Raw genomic sequence first — 20,274 nt, forward strand, 5'->3', positions numbered from 1 at the left:
TTTTTTTAAACAAAAGAACATAGATTAAATAGAAAGTTGATTAACTTAGTTTTATTATATATTTAACATGAGCAGCAAAGTTTCCACTGATAGGAAAAGAGAAATAATTGAGGGCTTTTATGAGCTAGCAAAAATCAATGGGATCGAAAACACCTCGATAGCCAAAATCGGGAAACACTTAGGGATGCCACCAAGCTTGATCATGCATTATTTCCCGACCCGAAACATTCTGATATCCAATTTAATTTCTTTCATTCTCAAGAGGATTCTAAAAATATACACTCCTATCATCAAGGAGTTAAGAACTCAGAACTATACCGACCCCGAAACTTTCGTGAATCGTTTGTTTTCTAGAGACTGGAATTTGCTGATTGATGATGGCGTATTTTATAGCTGTTTCAGTTTGATTTTTAGAAATGAAACCATCAAGAGAGAATTCCGAAATCTTCACGTCAAGCTTAGAGAGGACCTGAAGGAAATCTTAGATCAAGATGAAAATTTAAAAGAAAAAAATACCGCTCTGTTGTCAGAGCAGATTTTCGTAATCGTGGAGGGAGCTTATTATTACCTTTCTATGGTTGAAGATCAGGAAGAGTATGAAGCAAAGGTCATAATTTTTAAAAATCAGGTTTACCAACTTCTTCAACCTTAGCATCCCGTCTACCAATCATCTAGTTAATTTTTTGTACTTTGAGGCATCAGATTTTTCTTCTCTGAAGCCCTATCTTTTGAGAAACTTTTCCGATAAGTCCATCAAACCCAGTACAAACGAAATGAAAAACATTTTTGAACCTGAAGTAACAAAAGAGCTAATCACCAGAATTAATGCTCTTACACCTGAAACCCAACCTCAATGGGGTAAAATGAGCGTGGATCAAATGTTGGCTCATTGTTCTGTAGCTTATGAGATGGCATTCACAAATAAACACCCCAAGCCAAATGGTTTCATGCGATTCATGCTAAAAGCCTTTGTCAAAAATGGAGTAGTGAATGAAAAACCATATCCTAAAAATTCCAGAACGGCACCCGCTTTTATCATTTCAGATCATAGAGATTTTGAAAAAGAAAAAGATCAGTTGATCTCTTATCTCAATCATACACAGCACTTAGGCTATGATCATTTTGAAGGAAAAGAATCCCTTTCCTTTGGTCCTATGACGGCATTGGAGTGGAACAATCTCTTTTATAAACACCTCGATCATCATCTGACCCAGTTTGGAGTATGATCCAACCTGGAAAATCCATACGGACATTTATTGGAGCCAAAAACTTTGAGGAAAGTTGCAGGTTTTATGAGACTTTGGAATTCCAACTCAATCATCATGGAAAAGGCTTTGCCTATGTCTCTATAAGCCCTGAAATTGGTTTTTATCTTCAGGATTACTACGTAAAATCATGGTGCGAAAACAGCATGGTTTTCTTGGAAGTAGAGGATTTGGAAGCTTATCTAGAGAAAATCATAAGCTTGGACTTACCTGAAAAATTCCCCGGAGTAAAGGTTTCCCCTATTAGAAAAGATACCTGGGGTAATGAGTTTTTCATCCATGATCCTGCTGGTGTTCTTTGGCATATTGGCCAGTTTACACCTTAATTTTCAGTTATATACAAAACCAATTGGTTTAGTTATATTTCCTAAAACCTCAGGATTTATGATATTAAATGCCTAATTTTTAAGACACTAAACTCCATAACCATGAAAAAACTACTTGCAATTACACTTTTTACTTTTTCTATGGCCTTTTCCACGTTCGCACAGGAATCAAGTCCGATGAGAGAATTCAACCAATTCTTAGCTAAAAACTTGAAGTATGGCAGTGAATTAAGGCATGAAAGAATCCAAGGGCCGGTGACTGTTTCATTGAACATCAATGAAAAAGGAGAATTGAAAAATCAGCCCGAGCTGGTAGGAGGAAATGAAGACCTTGCTCAAGAAGTTTATCTTTCAATTGAAAAAATGGAGGCAGAAGGGATTTCTAAATTTATCGAACCTGAATTTTTCGGCAAAGAGGTATTGGTAAGTGTTGAGTTTAAACTTTCTGAATCTAATAGAACGGGATTTTATGTCCCAAACACACCCGAAAATGAAAACAAGGAATTAGAAAAGCTAAATATAGCAATTGACGAGAATCCATATTTCGCTCCCAACTACATTAAAAGAGCAGAATTTTATGAGCACATGGGCAAGAAAGTTCAAGCTCAATTGGATACAGAATATGCGGAGTTATTGAAGGAAAAAAATATATCAACAATAGTTGTTGTTGGTTATATATCTAACGATATCCAAAGAAAGTTGAAAAGCGAATAGTTACCCTCACATTCAAGGACTTGCACCCCTATTTCCATTGGGGTGCTTTTTTATTGGACTCTATTTTTCCTTTGTTCAAAGGTTTCATAAGTTTATTCCTCAGAATAAAAGCTATCATGAAGCAGTACCTGTCCCTACTTTTTCTTATTTCCTTATTTGCATTTTCTTGTGCCGAAAAGAAAACAGAATTAAATGAGGAAGAGGCTATTGAAGTCATTCAAGAGCCAGTGGAGGAAACCTTGGATGAATTCCCTGAAACGATTGAAATCCCCATGTCCATGGGAGACAATTCCAGAACATCTTTGGATTGGAACGGTACTTATTTGGGAAACCTTCCTTGTGCCAGCTGCGAAGGAATCGAGACAAAAATCACCCTCAACACAGACGGAACATATCATTATACCACCCATTACTTTGGGCTAAATGATGCCCTTGAGCATGAGTTTTTAGGCAAATTCACTTGGGATGAGACCGGCTCCATTATTACACTTCAAGGAGTCAATGGGATCCCCGGTAAATACAAAGTAGGAGAGAACCAATTATGGCATCTGGATATGGACGGCAACCGAATCACAGGAGATTTGGCTGACCGCTATATTTTGAAGAAACAGTTCTGATTATTTAAATCGAACGATTTTTCCGTGAGCTTTTGAAGTCATCTCTTGAGGAATAGATTCGGTGATTTCATTGAAAAGCAACTCTACCAGTTTTTGCTTTAAATAGCTGCGATTCAAAATAATACTCACCTCTCTTGTCGGGGATTCCCCTTCGAAAGGTCTCAGTCTTGTTTTCTCCTCATCAGAAAGCTCATCAGTAGCAAGCTCAGGTAGCAATGTCAAACCCTGATATCGATTTACCATATTTTTCAAGCCTTCCAAGGAGCCGCTTTCGTAGTGGAAGTTTTGATGGCCACTATTGGTTTGGTCACAGAAGTTGATCACTTGATCCCGAAAACAATGTCCCTGCTGCATGATCCACAATTCATCTGATTTGATTTGTTCAACACGGACTTCCTTTTGAGCCAAAAGAGGATGATTTTTGGAAAGGTAAACGTAAAACTTTTCGTAAAACATCGGCTTTTCCACAATCCCTGGCTCAGCCACAGGGGTAACTATTATCCCCAAGTCCAACTCATCATTTTTAAGTCTTCTCACCACTTCTTCGGTGACCATTTCCTGAACTTCCAATTTGACATTTGGATACTTTTCCAAAAATCTCCTAACAAACCTATGCAATAAGTAAGGAGCGAGCGTCGGAATGATTCCCAATTTGATGGTTCCGGAGATATCTCCTTTTAGTTGGGCGACCAATTCCAAAATCCCCTTGCTTTCAGAGACAACCTTTTTGGCCTGAGCAATGATCTGAACTCCAATCTCAGTAGGAATCACAGGCATTTTACTCCGATCAAACAAGATCACACCCAACTCACGCTCCAATTTGCTCAATTGAGCACTTAAGGTTGGCTGGGTTACAAAGCATGATTCTGCTGCCTGTCCAAAATGTCGGTACTTATCTACTGCTATTAGATATTCAAGTTGCTGGATTGTCATTTCTAAGGGGTTTCGATGCTAATTTAGAAAAAGCTGAATAGGTTCAACAGCCAAATTCTTTTTGCTTTTGGTCAATTCATCCATTTTTTTCGGTTCATCATCCCTTTCAGCTTCGCTTTCCTAAAGATTTCCAGTATTTTATGTTTTTGGATAGACCAAAAACAATCAAACCCAAAACCCTATCAAACATGTCAAAATCTAATTTTTCAAGGAGAAAATTTATCGGTACCAGCCTGCTTACTGGAGCCGGTTTAGGATTAACTCCTCAGTTTTCATTTGCTTCTTCAGCCAAAAAAGCATCAGACTCCAGTATCAACCTAGGGTTTATCGGAGTCGGCAGACAAGCAATGGGCCTACTTAATCGCTTTATGGCATTACCGGAAATTGAAGTTCTGGCAGCTGCCGATGTCTATGAAGTGAAGCGAGAAAGATTCATCCAAAGAGTAAAAAAGAATTACGCTGATCGAGGGACTGCAGCTCCAGAAATCAAAGTTTATGAGGATTATCAAGACCTATTGGCCAATCCAAATATAGATGCGGTAGTGATTGCAACTCCAGATCATTGGCATGCCAAAATCGCCATAGATGCCTGCAAGGCCAAGAAGGATATTTATCTTGAAAAACCATTGACTTTTACCATTGTTGAAGGACAAGAATTGGTAAAAGCAGTGCGGGAGAATTCGATTGTCTTGGCTGTGGGAAGCATGCAAAGATCTGCTGTCAATTTTCAAACTGCTGTGGCACATGTACAAAAAGGGAAACTGGGTAAGTTGAAGCAGGTTTTAGCTCATGTTGGAGAAAACCCATTTCCAAAACCATACGATCTTCCTAAAGAAACGGTCCCTGCTGGATTGAATTGGGAAATGTGGACTGGGCCTCTTCCAAATATTTCATACAATCCTGAATTGGATCCGCCGATTTCTCTAAATCCTGAGGAAAACGAAAAGTATTGGGGTGCTTGGAGATGGTATGAAGAAACCGGTGGCGGACTGATGACCGATTGGGGAGCTCATATGATTGATGTAGCCCAATGGGGGATGGGAATGGATAGAAATGGACCTGTTGAAATCCTACCGCCAGCTGGAGACAAGCCCTTGATTTATAAATATGCTAATGGACTTGAGCTTTGGATTACTCCATTTGATGAAGGTAGACAGGGAGTGAAGTTTATTGGTGAAAAAGGATGGATTAAGGTTTCTAGAGGCAATTATGACACTTCAATCCCAGAACTTGCATTGGAAGACAAGCCAGAGAACTTCAATTATGATCAGCACTACATAGATTTTGTAGAATCTATCAACCGAAGAAAAGACCCGATGGTCCCAGTAGAAATCGGGCATAGCTCCTGTTCCACTTGTACCTTAGGTAATATCGCCCATCAATTGGGAAGACCTCTAAAATGGAATCCTATCGCACAAAACTTTGGTGACGATTATGAGGCAAATACCAAATTGCATTACGTTTATCAACACGGAATATCGCTCACTTAGTCAGTAATAGCTGATTTTATAAAGAGAGATTAATCGGGGAGAGTTTTCTATTTCCATGGATTCAAATTAAATTGAGTCAAATTTAGATTCCATGGCAAACCTTAGAGAACTCTCCCTTTTACTTTATACCAATTCAAGGCTTTTAATTCAGGCTATTCAGTCTCGGCTGAATGAATTTGAAATCACTTATCCACAGTACCTTACCTTGGCAGTTCTTTGGGAGGAAGACGGGCAATACGTCAACCAAATCGGACAAAAATTAGCCTTGGACTCAGGTACTTTGACTCCTTTAATCAAAAAACTAGAGGCTCATAACTATGTGAAAAGAATCCGAAGCGAAGAGGATGAGCGCAAAGTGAAAGTGGAACTTACCTATCCTGGAAAAACCCTTCAATCCAAAATCAACGCTGCCTTACATCGCCTAGAAATTGATTTTGGAGGCGAAGACAATATTGAAGTGGGCACCTTTATCACAGCGATGGAATTGCTCCAGGGAAAAATCAAAAACTTCCAGGAAGAAGAAAAATAAAGGGAATCAAATCACCACAACCACTTTCCCTACTAACTTCCTATCCATCATGGCACGTATTGCTTTAGGAGCATCTTCCAAGGAATACTTCGAAACTATTGGTTTTTGAATTTTCCCTTCGGAAATCCAATTCATTAATTGATTTAAATTCTCACGGTTTTTATCTGCTTCCTTTCTGGAAAAATCACCCCAAAAAACACCCAAGATGGAACAACCTTTCAGCAAAGGTAAATTCATAGGAATCTTTGGGATTTCTCCTTGAGTAAAACCAACAATCAAATACCTTCCTCCCCAAGCCATTCCTCTCAAAGCCAGTTCAGTGTAAAAACCTCCAACTGGGTCTAAAACCATATCCACACCTTTTCCACCTGTTAATTCTTTGACACGGGCTTTCAGATCCTCCTCGGAATAATTTATTGTCAAATCAGCACCCTTAGCCTTTGCGGCTTCCAACTTATCCACAGAAGAAGCCGCTGCTATGACTTTGGCTCCCATCAGTTTCGCCAACTCCACTGCGGCCAAGCCAATCCCTCCACCAGCTCCCAAAACCAATAAAATTTCTTCCTTTTCCAGTCTTCCTCTATCCTTCAAAGCATAAAATGAAGTCGCATAAGTATACAAAGTGGATGCTGCTACCTCTGCCGGAATTCCTTTAGGCAAAGCAAAAATTCGGTCTTCATCCACTAAGGCCTTTTCGGCCATTCCTCCCCATCCGCTTAGTCCCAAAACATAATCGCCAACCTGAAAGCTGGAGACATCTTTTCCACATTCGATTACTTTCCCAACCAATTCCCCTCCTGGAGAAAAAGGCAATTCTGGTTTGAACTGATATTTGTTTTGGATGATCAACGTATCTGGAAAATTGACACCACAAGCCTCTACTTGAACTAGAACTTGATTAGGGCCCGGAATTGGATCAGGTATTTCCCCAACTTGGAGAGTTTCTGGCATTCCGAATTTTTCACAAATCAGGGCTTTCATAGAGATTTTATTTGAGTCGGAGAAAAGTGGCTTGAAAGTAGGCATTTCCTATCGAAAGCGATAATTTTGAGGCCTTTAAACAAATAGAATACAAACCCATGGCTGTAAACGATTTTATCCAATCCAACAAAGATAGATTCCTAAACGAACTGATCGATCTTTTGAAAATCCCTTCTGTCAGTGCAGATCCAAAATTCAAAGATGATGTGTTCAAAGCTGCAGATTTTGTCAAAGAAAGCTTGATCAAAGCAGGAGCTGATGTTGCAGAAATCTGCCAAACGGCAGGCTATCCGATTGTTTATGGAGAAAAAATCGTAGACCCAAGTCTTCCTACAGTTTTGGTCTATGGGCACTATGATGTGCAGCCAGCAGATCCTTACGAATTATGGGATTCTCCTCCTTTTGAACCTGTCATCAAGAAAACCAAAATCCACCCTGAAGGAGCAATTTTCGCTCGTGGATCTGCCGATGATAAGGGGCAATTTTACATGCATGTGAAGGCATTTGAAGCGATGATGGCATCTGGCGAACTTCCTTGCAATGTGAAGTTCATGATCGAAGGGGAAGAGGAAGTAGGTTCTGACAACTTGGACAAATTTGTCATCAAGAATAAAGAGAAGCTGAAATCGGATGTGATTTTGATTTCAGATACGCATATGATTTCAATGAAAGATCCATCTATCACAGTTGGTTTAAGAGGCATGGCCTATATGGAAGTCGAAGTAACAGGACCAAATCGTGACCTCCACTCAGGAACTTACGGGGGCGCTGTTGCCAATCCGATCAATATCCTTTGCAAGATGATTGCCTCTCTTAAAGATGAGAATGAACATATCACGATCCCTGGTTTCTACGACAAAGTTCAGGAATTGACAGCTGAGCAAAGAGGTCGATTGAATGAAGCTCCATTTGACTTGAAGGAATATGAGGAGAAACTAGATGTAGACACTGTTTTCGGTGAAAAAGGATATACCACCATCGAGCGTGTTGGAATCCGTCCAACTTTGGATGTCAACGGAATTTGGGGTGGATACATCGGAGAAGGTGCCAAAACTGTACTTCCTTCCAAAGCTTATGCAAAAATCTCCATGAGATTGGTTCCTGATCAGGATTGGCATGAAATCGCACAATTGTTTGAAGATCATTTCAAATCTATCGCTCCTGCGGGTGTAAAAGTGAAAGTGAAAAGCCATCATGGTGGTTCTCCTGCGGTAGTTTCCGACACGTCAGTTGGATACAAAGCAGCTGAAGCGGCAATGGAAGAAACTTTCGGCAAAAAGCCAATCCCTACTCGTGAAGGTGGATCAATTCCTATTGTTGCTTTGTTCCAAAAAGAATTAGGCTCAGATCCTATTTTGTATGGATTTGGATTGGATACAGATGCACTACACTCACCAAATGAGCATTATGGCGTTCAAAATTACTTCATGGGTATCGAAACCATTGCAGCCTTCTTCCGTCATTTCAAAGCCTTAAGTGACCAATAATACAGAACCATTCGTCCAGTTAAATCCGTTGTGATTTAATTCCCTATGAGTTTATGAGCTTCAAATCCATTCAAAAATTCGGCTTTTTCAGTATGCTTTTGCTACTGGTGAGCTTTTCCGCTTTTTCCCAAATCATTAAACCTCCAGTTTGGACCAGCAGAATAGAACCTGCAAATCCAACCGTGGGCGAGGAAGTGATTTTGATTTTTGAAGCGGACATCCCTGCCGGCTGGTATGTGTATGGAACAAGCTTTGATCCAGATTTGGGGCCTTTATTGACTGAGTTGAAACTGGATCTCTCTGATCAGTATCAAATCGAGGGAAGACTCAATGAAGTTGGCGCTAAAACGAAATATGATGATACCTGGGAAGGTGACATCACTTATTTCATGAAAAAGGGCGTTTTCCAACAAAAGCTAATTCTCAAATCTACTTCTGGACAACTCAAAGGAACTTTGGAGTACCAAATGTGTACTGACCTGACGGGACAATGCATCAATTACGAAGAGGATATTTTGGTGGATTTTAAAGCTCAGCCAAATGTATCTGCTCCAGCTGAAAAAGTTGTAGAATCTCCAAAAATTGAAAGTCAAGAGCCAGAGGCATCAATTCAGGAGGACGATCAAGAAAGTCCTTTTACAAGTGTTGACACAGAGGAAACAACTGAAATTGATTCTACTTCTCAGGTTTCAGAAAATAACGCTGCCGGAGCCTCTTCGGAACCTACCAAATTTGAACTGACCAGTCCAGAAGAGTCAAGCTTATTGGGATTTATGGTTTTGGCATTTTTGGCAGGATTGGCCGCACTATTGACTCCATGCGTATTTCCTATGATTCCGATGACCGTGAGCTTTTTCACCGGAAGGGCTTCATCGAAAGCAAGCGGTATCAGAAATGCATTTATCTATGGATTCTCAATCATTGCAATATATACTGTTGCAGGCACTGCTGTGGCGGCAATCCAAGGACCTGAATTCGCCAACTGGCTGGCCACACACTGGGTTCCAAATCTGTTCTTCTTTGGGATCTTTATCTTCTTTGCCCTTGCATTCTTAGGCTTATTCGAGATCAATTTGCCTTCCTCTTTTGTAAACAAAGTGGATGCAAAAGCAGAAAAAGGCGGCTTGATGGGGATCTTCTTTATGGCTTTCACACTGGTTTTGGTATCCTTTTCTTGTACCGGACCGATTGTAGGTTCCATTTTGATTTCCTCTGCAGGAGGTGAACTTCTCAAGCCTATTTTAGGGATGTTCTCTTTCTCTTTAGCCTTTGCGATTCCGTTTACCCTATTTGCCATCTTCCCTGAGTGGATGAATAGACTTCCAAAATCTGGAGGATGGTTGAACTCAGTTAAGGTGGTTTTAGGATTCCTGGAGTTGGCTTTAGCTTTCAAATTCTTATCTATCGCAGACTTAGTCTATCATTGGGGCATTTTGGATAGGGATATCTTCCTTGTTATTTGGATTGTGATTTTCTCAGCCTTGGGACTTTATCTCCTTGGAAAAATCCGACTCCCTCATGATTCCAAAATGGAAAGCATTGGTGTACCAAGACTTCTTTTAGCACTGATCACTTTTATGTTTGTGGTCTATATGATTCCAGGCCTTTGGGGAGCTCCATTAAAGTATCTAAGTGGCTACCTGCCCCCATTGACTACCCAGAATTTCAAATTGGGTGAAAGTAGTTCTGAGGTGGATGGGGCCTATATTCTGGATGAACCTGTGAAGTATGGGGACATCTTGGAGATTCCTCACGGGATCAAAGGATACTTCGATTATGATCAGGCGATGCGTGCCGCCAAAAAAGCTAATAAGCCACTTTTGATTGACTTTACTGGACACGGCTGTGTCAACTGTCGTAAGATGGAGGAAAATGTCTGGGTGGACCCTGAGGTACTGAAAAGACTGAAAGAAGACTTCGTGATGGTTGCCCTATACATTGACGAAAGAACAGAGCTTCCAGAAAGCGAATGGTTCACTTCCGACTATGACGGAAAAGTCAAAAAGACCTTAGGTAAGCAAAATGCAGATTTCCAGATCACCGAGTTTGAAAACAATGCCCAGCCTTATTATGTGATCTTAGATCACAATGGTGAATTATTGGCTTCACCGCGAGCTTACGACACCGATATCCAAGCTTTTATCGACTTTTTGGATGGGGCGAAGGGTGAGTTTGGAAAGAGGAAGTAGATTTTTAATTACAGTCTATATCCAATTAAGAAATAGTATCTATTGGCTAAATGTCCGAGAGAAACCCATTTGGACATTCCATTTCCTCTTTCGAATCGACCTTCGAAAGAAAATCTATTTTTCATAACTCCTGCACCAAGAATAAAACTCTGTTCGTATTTTCTAGGATCTTCTATTGCTGGACCTTCATTGATTTTATGGTCCTGGTAAAAAGTTTTATCTTCTCTTCTGAGGTTTGTTTGAGAAACAACAAACCCATTTGAAGCACCTCCATTTACAAATAAAAAGCTAGAGCCTACAGGGAATTTATATTTTAAAAGGATATTTAATTTAAGGTAGGAATTAGAAATTTTTGACTCAAATGAAGAATATTGGTTTTCGCTAATATATTCATCATAAGTCCCCTCAACACTATAGGAAGAGAATTGAAGTTCACTTTGAACAGATAGCTTTCCTTGATTTCTTGGTAGCACAAAATTCAAAAACAATCCTGCTGTTGGATAGATTGAAGTATTAAAATTACCTTGAGTCAAATAAAGAAATCCATTGCCTTGGAAGTCCACTGAAGTGTAGTCTACGCCAGTAAAAATTCCCCATTCAGTATGTCCCTTTTCAATCTCTTTTTCAAAAGTCAGTTCCGATCCGGTGCACTTATAATAAGCCTGAAAAAGATCGGAAAGAGATTTCTTTTTATATGACACCCTCGTCAACCTATCCCGAATAGATTCACAATCATTTAAATAAAGCGTCAATTGACCTGCATACTTTTTACTCTCTATGATTTTAGGATTGCCATCATTTTTTTTTTCATACTTCTTGTATAGCAATAGTTCATAGCCAGATTCGCCATCAATATAAAAGTAATCTCTTCCAAGGGGGTGTCTATAATAGTATAGGCTTTTGGGACCTTTCACCAATGTTTGTAAAAAAGTCGTGTCCCTACCCAATTGAATTTGTGCAGATTCTGAAAGGTGTTCTATTTGAATTGGAGAAACTTCGATATCAACGATTCCACTCACATAAATTTCACCTCCTACTTTAAACTCCGAAATGTCATGGAAGGTGAAAACACTTGGGTTTTCTCCCAATTGAGTAACAAAGTTTATTTTATCTGGATTTTTCTCCCAATTCCGATAATCTATAAACCCTGATAGTGTATCGGCATCGGTTTTTATAACATAACCTGGAAGATAATTTTCTTGAGAAAATGAACTCTGAAAAATTAAAAGTGATAAAACAAGTAATCCAATTTTTCTAAAGGAAATGGTTTCTTTCATAGTGAAAAAGCGTGAATCTAGAATTATTCTTCCCTTCATCTTCTGAAGAAAAGGGAGCGCTAATAAAAGGAATAATTTGACTCAAAGCATTCACTATTTTGATTGTTTTGAGGCAAAAGAAATTGCGCTTTTAACCATTTATTTAATCATAAAATATCATCCATTACAGAAATGACTAAATATCAAATATTTAGAACTAATAATTAAGATTTTAATATTTCTTTTATCAGATAATTCAAAAATTGAAAACTTTAACACATTACACTTTATTGACTTTTATCAAAAGGAATAAGGAAGTGATTATATCTTCCCAAACATTACCCTCTCCCCAATATCTTCACCACACGATTGTAAAGAACCTCAGAAAGATTCCAGTTGTATCCATCAAAATTCACGGTATTCGTAAACTGGATAACTACTGCATCCAGTTCTGGATGGTATTCGGCGATGGTTTGATAGCCAGGAATCAACCCTGTATGATTGAAAACATAGATGGAAGAATAAATTTCTTGCTCGCCATTTTCAAATAATGACCCGTCATTCAATGCTCTCAGGAATATCCCCACATCCTCCGCTGTAGCAATGATTCCCCCAACATTATCTGTTTTCAAGTCTCGATCAACTCCCACATAATAACCACTCATCAGCCTATCCATATCGATCTCGTCCATCGATAGGTAAGTATTTTTAAGCCCTAAAGGCTCAAAAATTCTGGTTTTGAAATACTCAACCTTATTTCCGCTAACCTTTTCAATCAATTCGGAAATCAGCAAATAGTTGGTATTGGAATACTCATAGCCTTGATCTGGCGCGAATGAAGCAGGCTCGTCCAAAACCAAATCCAAGATAGCTTCAACTGATTGAGGTGGATTCGCCCAATAGTTAGGGTAATTGGTATAATTGGGGATCCCACTTCTATGCTGAACCATCATTCGAAGTGTGATTTGATCGGCATATTCGATTCTATCCTTCAGTTCTGGAAAATATTCAGCCAATGTCCCATCCAAAGAAAGCTTGTTCTCAGAAACCAGCTTCGAAATAGCCACTGCATGATACAGCTTTCCTACACTGGCGATTTTGAAATAAGCCTTTGGATCAGCAGGAATCTTTTTATCCCGATCATGCCATCCAGCGGCATAATACTGGGGTTCTTTGCCTTTCTGATCGACGTAAACAATAATTCCTTCAAAGCCATAACCTAATCCATCTTCCAATTGCTCCTCAATCGTATTTGGAACAGGAGGAAGCCAAGCCCAAACAATAGACCACGGGACATAGAACAAGGAAATCGCTGTACTTGTCAGTAAAATGATCTGGAAAATCCGTTTTTTGTTTTTCATTAAAAGAGAAAAAAATTGAGCATCAAGTTTTTATCTTTTTCAAGTACGCCCCCACAGTAAAAAAGTTGGAGAACGGGTATTTTAAAATCCTTACCCTAAAAAAAAGAAAAGACCTTCGAGGTTTTAAAACCTCAAAGGTCTGTCTAATATTATTCGTGGGCTGCTTTGTAAATCGCATCTAACAAAGAGCCTTCTTCCTTGGTGTCATTGCCCAATTCCCAGAACATGATCCCTCCGATGCCTTTTTCCATGGCATACTTGGTTTTCAAAGCCACCGAAACGGTGTCATCATAAGAAACCAATAGACTATCCTGAGCATTGTACATGTAAGGAGCTTGCGCTTTGTCATCCCAATATCTTTTGAATTTAGAATCTGGCTCATATTGATCACGGATGCTGTGGTAAGCCATCCAACCAATATGCAAACCACTACTTAGCTGGTACAAACCATTGTTGGTAGGAGGAACACCTTTCCATACTCTACCATAAAATGCGCCACCGATCACTATCTGCATTGGATCCACACCTTCTGCAATCAAAAAGTCCACGATTTTCTGAGCGGAACGAGGATCTGCATCTAAGTTCTCACCACTTTGATACAAGCTATCCATATGAGCACCGAATGGAGTGCCTTCCACATCTGAACTTTTCATGTCTCCCAACGGAGTATGATGACCTGTATAAATTGATACCCCGGAAACCTGATCATAGGTCATTACATTGGTGTAATCCGCATATTTCATTACCTCCAAAGTCTCAATATGATCGTAATATTTTTTCCAACCTGCCGATGCAAAAGTCAAGACTTTTGGCGAATCAAAGGTGTCCAGCATCTCTCTCAAACCTTTCATCAATGCGGTGAAATTCTGGGTATCTTCTTCGCGAGCCATAGTTCCAGCACCGGAGATTCCTGGATATTCCCAATCCATGTCCATGCCATCTAGCTGATATTTCTGGATGAAATCATGCGCACTTTGAATGAATTTGGCTCTACTTTCCTCTGTCAAAGCCATATCAGAAAAGCCATCTGCTCCCCAGCCTCCACAAGCAATCATCACTTTCAATTCAGGATTCCGTTCTTTTTGCTTCACCAAAGCTTCCAATTTAGGGCCGGCAGCTTCTGGATTTCTGAATTTCATTTCCCCATCGATCACATTAGTGAAAGAAAAAATAATATGGGTCAATTCCTCTACAGGGATAGATTCAGGTTTATAATCTCGCTCGGGCACGTAATAGGCCATGATCACGGGATTAGGGTTTTTCACTTCACTTGAAGGTGTTTCTTTTGTTTCCTCTGTTGCCTGAGGAGAACAGCCCAAAACCAGCATAGCCAATGCCAATATGGAGCAATTAATTTTGGTTAAGTTCACAGGTAGGTTGGTTTAAACTTGGTATATATTTTCGATGAAGTTACGAATGCTTCAGTTATTTTTTTCATTTAAACTGTGAAACCCAATATTTTATTCAATTCTTCAATAAATGGAAGCTTCTTATTCTTTTGACTTTATAACAAAAAAAGCCCTCTGCAAGCGCAGAAGGCATTTAGTTGGTTTAGACCATAAGTATTTATTGATCAGTCTCTAGTTCGGCCTTTCTCATCCAGGTCAACACAAAACTGGAGATATGTCCTATAACAAAAACTAGAAGACCAAATAAGGGAGATAGTAAAGTGATTTTTAAACCTCCCGCCAAGACATCCGGAGCAATATCTCCAGCTGCTTCTATCGCATCAAATGCTCCTATCAATGCCAAAAGCGAATTCATAAAGGAGATCACCAATCCAAGTAAAGCCGCATGTTGAATCAACTTTTTGTTCTTCGAAAATTCTGCCTCAGGCCCTGCTAAGCCAGTAAATGCTTTGAATGAAAAAAAAATTGCAACTAATAGACACAGTAGGACTAAGGTCATTCCGAGTGTGCCTCCATCTTGGAATCGGTCGATTATATTAAATCCCAAAACCAAGCTCCAGCTAATAGAAAGTACGTTCATTTGATTTGTTGTTTTGTTGATGGGACAATAGTACCCATATCCAAAAGCCCATATTAATTAATGCGACCAATGACCTTTGTGGGATTAGTTTCTACCAAATTTATCCGAAAATTGGGAAAGAGAGCCTTCTGAATGCAATCAGTCCTGCTAAAACAGTCATCTATCGCAATTTTTTTGGAAAAAGGAATTTTTCAAAGACCTTGTCCCATTCAATGAAGAATCGAAAGTTCGTATTTAAACAAGTGGGCAAAGAACTAGGAAAGCAAATTGGTATTGCTGCTGGTTCTCTTTTGTTTTTTGCTTTTTACTTCGGTATCACCCTCTCCAATTTGGGCCCCGCCTTTACGTTTGGATTCTTTTTGCTACCAGTCACTATGGGAATGGTCAATGTCTTTAGCTTTCATCTGATCCCAGAGTACTTATTTAAACAGAGGTACGGACTTTTCGCACTTTACACCATTTATTCTCTGGTAATCTCCATATTTCTCATCGGACTTTCTTCCTTTTATGGGGTGCTTTTTATCAATACGCTGGATCTTTTGGGAGGAGAATTCCTATTGACCAAAAACCTATATTTGATCATTATCGCGGTCTACATCGTGGTCTTAATGACCTCCGTATTTGCTGCCTATCAGGAAAATATCAAAACCCAAATTCGAAATCAGGAACTTCAATACACTTTAATCAATGGGCAACTGCAATTGAAGCAGGAGGAACTTTCCTATCTGAAGATGCAGATCCATCCGCACTTTCTTTTCAATACTCTGAATACGATTTATGGATCTGCCATTGCAAAAAGTAGTCAGACCCCAGAACTGATTTTGAAGCTATCTAACCTGCTGGATTACATCCTATACCAAACCAAAAAAAGCATGGTTCCATTGGCCGAAGAAATAGCGCATTTGGAAGATTATTTGGCTTTGGAAAAGATGAGACATGGATCCAGAATTAAGGTAAAAACCGATTTCCCTGAGAAAACGGATCATTTGATGATCGCTCCGATGCTCTTCCTCCCATTGGTCGAAAATTGTTTCAAACACGGGAAATTCGACGAAAAAGACCCATTTCTGGTATTAAAAATAGAAGTACAAAACGATCAAATTGAGTTCCGCTCCAAAAATAAAATGGATGAATCCCAGGCAAAAGTCAACTTGGAATCATCTGGAATAGGTCTTCAAAATATCGCCAAAAGACTTAAACTCCTTTACCCAAAAAAGCATCAGTTCATCATCAATAAATCCGCTGATTTCTTTGAGGTCATTCTCAAACTTGAATCCTTTACTCCAAATCCTGTTTCTGTATGAATTGCCTAATCGTAGATGACGAACCCATCGCTCAGGATATTTTAAAGGAATTTGTATCCAAAGTGGATTTCCTTAATCTCACTGGAGTTTGCAGTAATGCCCATGATGCTTTCAGTGAGGTTCAAAAAAATCAAATTGATTTAGTCTTTTTAGATATCAATATGCCGGGGATTGATGGGATAGCCTTGGCCAAGATCCTGCCCAAAGATGTTCAGGTCATTTTTACGACAGCATATCGAGAATTCGCTGTAGAAGGCTTCAATCTGGAAGCAACTGATTACTTGTTGAAACCGATACCTTTCGAGCGCTTTCTAAAGGCAGTGAACAAATTCCGAGAATCAAAAAGCATTTCAAATCCAATTGCCGAAAGGCCAGACTTTATTTTCGTTCGTCAGGATAGGAAAATGGAGAAAATCGGGATTCAAGAAATCCTATTCGTTGAAAGTTATGCTGATTATATAAAAATTCATCTTCCAGACAGGGTCTCAATTGTAAGAGAAAGTATCAGTAATTTTGAAAAGAAGCTCCCAGAAAAACAGTTTATCCGCTTTCACCGATCCTATATTGGAAATATTTCAAAAATTGATTCCTACACCAACGAATACTTGGAAATCGGAGGAAAAGCCTTGACGATCAGTAGATCCTTTAAAAAGGAAGTATTAGAAAAACTTTCAGAATTTGAATAATTAAAGTTCCATTTTGTCAAAATCTGAATCTGTAAGATTTTGGACATTCCGAGTGATTTTTTCGATATCCCAATCCCACCATCTCAAATCCAAAAGCTTTTTGATTTTATCATCAGAAAATCGCTTTTTGATCTCCTGTGCAGGATTCCCACCTACTATAGAATAGGGAGCGACATCTTTGACAACAGTGGAATTTGAGGCGATAATTGATCCGTCGCCAATCTTCACTCCACCCATGATTGTAGCATTGAATCCTATCCAGACATCATTCCCAATTTCCAAGTCTCCTTTTTGTGGATAGGTCTTTCCTTCCATAGCTTTTTCCCAACCATTTCCAAAAATCGCAAAGGGGTAGGTAGACACAGCCTGAGTTAAATGATTAGCTCCATTCATGATAAATTTGACATCAGAAGCAATCATGCAAAACTTTCCGATGATGAGTTTGTCTCCAATGAAGTCAAAATGATACTTGACGTTCTTTTCGAAGTTTTCTACATTTTCAAAATCATCATAGTAGGTGAAATCCCCGACAATAATATTTGGATTGGTGATGATGTTTTTCAAAAAGCAAAGCCGATCGTAATGCTCGAGAGGAAATTTCTTGTTCGGGTCTGGTCCTATCATATTTCTTTCTAAAAATTGAAACTAGTAAGATAAAAAAAGGTCTTCAGTTTAGACTAAAGACCTTTTTCGTATTTAAAATTTGATTTTCGTTTCTATGAGCTTCCCATCACGCTCATAGGCAACCTGCGCTTCATCACCTTTTTGGAAGGCGCTCAATGCTCTCATATAGCTCATCATATCATAGATGGTTGAATCCCCCAGTTGAACCACTACATCTCCTTTTTCCAAGCCGGCCAATTTTGCGGGCTTATCTTCGGAAACACCATCGATTCTCATCCCTTTACCATCAAAAAGATAATCTGGAACTACCCCAAGAGAAACTGTGAAACGAGGAGAATCCCCTGAATCGTCTTTGGTTTTAGTAAAGGCCAATTTTGACTCAGAATCCAATTGATCCACCAATCGATCGATGTATCGAACCACCTTCAAAAGACCTTCATAATTGATTTTAAAGGCATCATCACTTGGCTTGTGATAATCCTCATGCTGACCGGTGAAGAAATGAAGTACAGGTAAATCCTGTAGATAAAAAGAAGTATGGTCGGAAGGCCCAACTCCAGATTCAGAAGTCACCAATTTCAAACTGTCAGAATTGACCAAATCCAATGCGGGAACAAAACTTGGACTAGTTCCTACGCCATTGATCGCCAAGGTATTTTCCTCATTCAATCGACCTACCATGTCCATATTGATCATATAATCCACCTTCTCAAGGTCGATGGTCGGATTTTTTACGAAGTAATTAGAGCCCCAAAGTCCATTTTCCTCACCAGAGAAAGCAATGAAAAGAAAGTCATAAGGATGCTCTTCAGAATTCAGAATCTCTGCCAAAGCAACCAAAGCTGCAGTTCCAGAAGCATTGTCATCCGCACCATTATGAATTGCAGAATCTCCTCTATGCAAAGAGCCGGAACCTCCCATGCCCAAGTGATCAAAATGAGCTCCAATCACAATGATTTCATCGGAGACATTATCAATATAACCGACCACATTTCTACCAGTTACTCCTTCACCATCTGTTCCGATCACCGCTTCCTCATGTGGATTGGTCGGTTTGGAAACAGTAAATTCCTGGAAAAAACCATCTGTGCCTTTCGGAGTCAAACCGATTTTTTGAAATCTTTCTGCCAAATATTTAGCTGCTTTTTCCTCACCATCTGTTCCTATAGATCTTCCTTCCAAATTATCGGAGGCTAGGAAATACACATCCGTTTTGAGGTCGGCTAAAAGACTCGTGTCAGAAGGAGCTTTATTACATGAAACTGCTGCCAATAACAGAATGGCAGAAAAATAGAGGTGGTGGATTTTCATATCTTTCTTTGGTTTAGACCAAAGATAATAATTGGTATCTTCGGCCTGCAATAATTTAAACTCGAATTACTCATGAGAATAAAATTACTGGCCTTGGTAGCATTGGCATTTGCCTGTGGACCAAAAGCAGTAGAAACTACTGAAGAAATCACCACTTCCACCCACACAGCTTTAGATTCTCTACTTCTTTCAGAAAACGAGATGAAATTTCTGAAAAACGTCAAGCAATTGACTTTTGGAGGAAATAATGCCGAGGCCTATTGGTCATTTGATGATAGTAAATTGGTATTCCAATCCGATTATGCCGAGTGGGGAAATGAGTGCGATCAAATTTTTTATACCAATTGGCAAACTGACGACCTGAAAAACAACGCACCTCAAAGACTTTCAACTGGCTTAGGAAGAACGACCTGTTCTTATTTCCTACCAGGTAATGAAACCATTGTCTATGCTTCTACCCATTTGGGAGGAGATGCTTGCCCACCTGTACCAGAAAGGCGAACCGATGGAAAATACGTTTGGCCGATTTATGATAGCTATGACATATTCACAGCAGACTTGGATGGAAATATCATCAGCCAGCTGACTGACGATCCGGGTTATGACGGAGAAGCGACTGTTTCTCCAAAAGGTGACAAAATTGTCTTCACTTCTATGAGAACGGGGGATTTGGAACTTTACACGATGAATATTGATGGCTCAGACATCAAGCAAATCACTTCAGATTTGGGTTATGACGGTGGTGCATTTTTCTCCCCTGATGGAAACAAACTAATCTGGAGAGCATCTAGACCTCAAACCGAAGAGGAGATTGCCGAATACAAAGAGTTGCTTGCCGAAGGATTGGTAAAACCAACAGAAATGGAGCTTTACGTTGCCAATGCAGATGGATCTGATATCCAAAAAATCACTGATTTGGGTCAGGCAAACTGGGCTCCATTCTTCCATCCATCAGGAGATAAAATCATTTTCGCTTCCAACCACCATACTGAAAGAGGCTTTCCTTTCAACCTATATATGATCAATTTGGATGGAACGGGTTTGGTTAGAATCACAGAAAACGACACTTTCGATGCCTTCCCAGTTTTCTCCAATAATGGTAAATATTTGGTTTTCTCCTCCAACCGAAACAATGGTGGAACCCGAGACACCAATCTATTTGTCGCCGAATGGATCGGAGATTAATTGAAAATCAACTCTTTGAATTAAAAC

Annotated in this window: 20 protein-coding genes; 12 read left to right on the forward strand and 8 right to left on the reverse strand. The window is 39.4% G+C overall.

Features of this window, described 5'->3' with window-relative positions; translation table 11 throughout:
- The first annotated feature begins 67 nt into the window (after positions 1–67).
- The 5 genes from BUF13_RS08230 to BUF13_RS08250 all read left to right on the forward strand — a co-directional run bounded on the left by BUF13_RS08230 (position 68) and on the right by BUF13_RS08250 (position 2,922).
- The gene (locus BUF13_RS08230) at positions 68–652 is read left to right on the forward strand and encodes a TetR family transcriptional regulator (protein ID WP_073571299.1); all 585 of its coding nucleotides are present in this window, start codon (positions 68–70) and stop codon (positions 650–652) included.
- A gap of 121 nt (positions 653–773) precedes the next feature.
- Positions 774–1,226: a DUF1569 domain-containing protein gene (locus BUF13_RS08235; RefSeq protein WP_073571715.1), complete on the forward strand. Its 453-nt coding sequence runs from the start codon at positions 774–776 to the stop codon at positions 1,224–1,226.
- Positions 1,223–1,591 (forward strand): VOC family protein, encoded by a 369-nt coding sequence (locus BUF13_RS08240; protein ID WP_073571300.1) that lies wholly within the window; start codon positions 1,223–1,225, stop codon positions 1,589–1,591. Before BUF13_RS08235 ends, BUF13_RS08240 begins: the two co-directional genes overlap by 4 nt.
- A 102-nt stretch (positions 1,592–1,693) precedes the next feature.
- Positions 1,694–2,305 carry a hypothetical protein gene (locus tag BUF13_RS08245; RefSeq protein ID WP_073571301.1) on the forward strand — a complete coding sequence of 204 codons (612 nt, stop codon included), beginning with the start codon at positions 1,694–1,696 and terminating at the stop codon, positions 2,303–2,305.
- A gap of 116 nt (positions 2,306–2,421) precedes the next feature.
- Positions 2,422–2,922, forward strand: a complete 501-nt coding sequence (locus BUF13_RS08250; protein WP_134204383.1) for a copper resistance protein NlpE — start codon at positions 2,422–2,424, stop codon at positions 2,920–2,922.
- Here the strand turns inward: BUF13_RS08250 and BUF13_RS08255 are convergent, their stop codons facing one another.
- Positions 2,923–3,855 carry a hydrogen peroxide-inducible genes activator gene (locus tag BUF13_RS08255; protein ID WP_073571302.1) on the reverse strand — a complete coding sequence of 311 codons (933 nt, stop codon included), beginning with the start codon at positions 3,853–3,855 and terminating at the stop codon, positions 2,923–2,925.
- Between the two features lie 188 nt (positions 3,856–4,043).
- Here BUF13_RS08255 and BUF13_RS08260 point away from each other — a divergent pair, with 188 nt between their 5' ends.
- Positions 4,044–5,345 carry a Gfo/Idh/MocA family protein gene (locus BUF13_RS08260; protein WP_073571717.1) on the forward strand — a complete coding sequence of 434 codons (1,302 nt, stop codon included), beginning with the start codon at positions 4,044–4,046 and terminating at the stop codon, positions 5,343–5,345.
- A gap of 91 nt (positions 5,346–5,436) precedes the next feature.
- Complete coding sequence (locus BUF13_RS08265) at positions 5,437–5,874, forward strand: MarR family winged helix-turn-helix transcriptional regulator (protein WP_073571303.1); 438 nt, start codon at positions 5,437–5,439, stop codon at positions 5,872–5,874.
- A gap of 6 nt (positions 5,875–5,880) precedes the next feature.
- Here BUF13_RS08265 and BUF13_RS08270 read toward each other — a convergent pair whose 3' ends face one another.
- On the reverse strand, positions 5,881–6,855 hold the full coding sequence (locus BUF13_RS08270; protein WP_073571718.1) for an NADPH:quinone oxidoreductase family protein: 975 nt from the start codon (positions 6,853–6,855) through the stop codon (positions 5,881–5,883).
- 98 nt (positions 6,856–6,953) lie between these two features.
- Between BUF13_RS08270 and BUF13_RS08275 the strand changes: the two genes are divergently transcribed.
- A complete protein-coding gene (locus BUF13_RS08275; RefSeq protein WP_073571304.1) occupies positions 6,954–8,342 on the forward strand; it encodes a dipeptidase in 1,389 nt (462 codons plus the stop codon).
- Positions 8,343–8,434: 92 nt separating this feature from the next.
- The gene (locus BUF13_RS08280) at positions 8,435–10,531 is read left to right on the forward strand and encodes a cytochrome c biogenesis protein CcdA (RefSeq protein WP_243839716.1); all 2,097 of its coding nucleotides are present in this window, start codon (positions 8,435–8,437) and stop codon (positions 10,529–10,531) included.
- A gap of 8 nt (positions 10,532–10,539) precedes the next feature.
- Here the strand turns inward: BUF13_RS08280 and BUF13_RS08285 are convergent, their stop codons facing one another.
- The 4 genes from BUF13_RS08285 to BUF13_RS08300 all read right to left on the reverse strand — a co-directional run bounded on the left by BUF13_RS08285 (position 10,540) and on the right by BUF13_RS08300 (position 15,137).
- Positions 10,540–11,808, reverse strand: a complete 1,269-nt coding sequence (locus BUF13_RS08285) for a porin family protein (RefSeq protein WP_134204381.1) — start codon at positions 11,806–11,808, stop codon at positions 10,540–10,542.
- 317 nt (positions 11,809–12,125) lie between these two features.
- A complete protein-coding gene (locus BUF13_RS08290) occupies positions 12,126–13,148 on the reverse strand; it encodes a serine hydrolase domain-containing protein (protein ID WP_073571306.1) in 1,023 nt (340 codons plus the stop codon).
- Positions 13,149–13,297: 149 nt separating this feature from the next.
- A complete protein-coding gene (locus tag BUF13_RS08295) occupies positions 13,298–14,518 on the reverse strand; it encodes a glycoside hydrolase family 18 protein (protein ID WP_243839715.1) in 1,221 nt (406 codons plus the stop codon).
- A 196-nt stretch (positions 14,519–14,714) separates the two neighbouring features.
- On the reverse strand, positions 14,715–15,137 hold the full coding sequence (locus tag BUF13_RS08300; RefSeq protein WP_073571307.1) for a hypothetical protein: 423 nt from the start codon (positions 15,135–15,137) through the stop codon (positions 14,715–14,717).
- Positions 15,138–15,349: 212 nt separating this feature from the next.
- Here BUF13_RS08300 and BUF13_RS08305 point away from each other — a divergent pair, with 212 nt between their 5' ends.
- Together BUF13_RS08305 and BUF13_RS08310 are read left to right on the forward strand one after the other, a co-directional pair.
- Positions 15,350–16,441, forward strand: a complete 1,092-nt coding sequence (locus BUF13_RS08305; protein WP_073571308.1) for a sensor histidine kinase — start codon at positions 15,350–15,352, stop codon at positions 16,439–16,441.
- On the forward strand, positions 16,438–17,127 hold the full coding sequence (locus tag BUF13_RS08310) for a LytR/AlgR family response regulator transcription factor (RefSeq protein WP_073571309.1): 690 nt from the start codon (positions 16,438–16,440) through the stop codon (positions 17,125–17,127). The genes BUF13_RS08305 and BUF13_RS08310 overlap by 4 nt, the downstream gene beginning before the upstream one ends.
- Here BUF13_RS08310 and BUF13_RS08315 read toward each other — a convergent pair whose 3' ends face one another.
- Together BUF13_RS08315 and BUF13_RS08320 are read right to left on the reverse strand one after the other, a co-directional pair.
- Complete coding sequence (locus tag BUF13_RS08315; protein WP_073571310.1) at positions 17,128–17,751, reverse strand: CatB-related O-acetyltransferase; 624 nt, start codon at positions 17,749–17,751, stop codon at positions 17,128–17,130.
- 72 nt (positions 17,752–17,823) lie between these two features.
- The gene (locus BUF13_RS08320; RefSeq protein WP_073571721.1) at positions 17,824–19,062 is read right to left on the reverse strand and encodes a M20/M25/M40 family metallo-hydrolase; all 1,239 of its coding nucleotides are present in this window, start codon (positions 19,060–19,062) and stop codon (positions 17,824–17,826) included.
- A 72-nt stretch (positions 19,063–19,134) separates the two neighbouring features.
- Between BUF13_RS08320 and BUF13_RS08325 the strand changes: the two genes are divergently transcribed.
- Positions 19,135–20,247: a TolB family protein gene (locus BUF13_RS08325; RefSeq protein ID WP_073571311.1), complete on the forward strand. Its 1,113-nt coding sequence runs from the start codon at positions 19,135–19,137 to the stop codon at positions 20,245–20,247.
- The last annotated feature ends 27 nt before the right edge of the window (positions 20,248–20,274 follow it).

The sequence above is a fragment of the Algoriphagus zhangzhouensis genome (assembly GCF_900148515.1).
Taxonomy (GTDB): Bacteria; Bacteroidota; Bacteroidia; order Cytophagales; family Cyclobacteriaceae; genus Algoriphagus; species Algoriphagus zhangzhouensis.

Bases quoted from the DNA above. Each gene is read 5' to 3' on its own strand.
- BUF13_RS08230 (WP_073571299.1), top strand. From the start codon at position 68: ATGAGCAGCAAAGTTTCCACTGATAGGAAAAGAGAAATAATTGAGGGC.
- BUF13_RS08235 (WP_073571715.1), top strand. From the start codon at position 774: ATGAAAAACATTTTTGAACCTGAAGTAACAAAAGAGCTAATCACCAGA.
- BUF13_RS08240 (WP_073571300.1), top strand. From the start codon at position 1,223: ATGATCCAACCTGGAAAATCCATACGGACATTTATTGGAGCCAAAAAC.
- BUF13_RS08245 (WP_073571301.1), top strand. From the start codon at position 1,694: ATGAAAAAACTACTTGCAATTACACTTTTTACTTTTTCTATGGCCTTT.
- BUF13_RS08250 (WP_134204383.1), top strand. From the start codon at position 2,422: ATGAAGCAGTACCTGTCCCTACTTTTTCTTATTTCCTTATTTGCATTT.
- BUF13_RS08255 (WP_073571302.1), bottom strand. From the start codon at position 3,855: ATGACAATCCAGCAACTTGAATATCTAATAGCAGTAGATAAGTACCGA.
- BUF13_RS08260 (WP_073571717.1), top strand. From the start codon at position 4,044: ATGTCAAAATCTAATTTTTCAAGGAGAAAATTTATCGGTACCAGCCTG.
- BUF13_RS08265 (WP_073571303.1), top strand. From the start codon at position 5,437: ATGGCAAACCTTAGAGAACTCTCCCTTTTACTTTATACCAATTCAAGG.
- BUF13_RS08270 (WP_073571718.1), bottom strand. From the start codon at position 6,855: ATGAAAGCCCTGATTTGTGAAAAATTCGGAATGCCAGAAACTCTCCAA.
- BUF13_RS08275 (WP_073571304.1), top strand. From the start codon at position 6,954: ATGGCTGTAAACGATTTTATCCAATCCAACAAAGATAGATTCCTAAAC.
- BUF13_RS08280 (WP_243839716.1), top strand. From the start codon at position 8,435: ATGCTTTTGCTACTGGTGAGCTTTTCCGCTTTTTCCCAAATCATTAAA.
- BUF13_RS08285 (WP_134204381.1), bottom strand. From the start codon at position 11,808: ATGAAAGAAACCATTTCCTTTAGAAAAATTGGATTACTTGTTTTATCA.
- BUF13_RS08290 (WP_073571306.1), bottom strand. From the start codon at position 13,148: ATGAAAAACAAAAAACGGATTTTCCAGATCATTTTACTGACAAGTACA.
- BUF13_RS08300 (WP_073571307.1), bottom strand. From the start codon at position 15,137: ATGAACGTACTTTCTATTAGCTGGAGCTTGGTTTTGGGATTTAATATA.
- BUF13_RS08305 (WP_073571308.1), top strand. From the start codon at position 15,350: ATGAAGAATCGAAAGTTCGTATTTAAACAAGTGGGCAAAGAACTAGGA.
- BUF13_RS08310 (WP_073571309.1), top strand. From the start codon at position 16,438: ATGAATTGCCTAATCGTAGATGACGAACCCATCGCTCAGGATATTTTA.
- BUF13_RS08315 (WP_073571310.1), bottom strand. From the start codon at position 17,751: ATGATAGGACCAGACCCGAACAAGAAATTTCCTCTCGAGCATTACGAT.
- BUF13_RS08320 (WP_073571721.1), bottom strand. From the start codon at position 19,062: ATGAAAATCCACCACCTCTATTTTTCTGCCATTCTGTTATTGGCAGCA.
- BUF13_RS08325 (WP_073571311.1), top strand. From the start codon at position 19,135: ATGAGAATAAAATTACTGGCCTTGGTAGCATTGGCATTTGCCTGTGGA.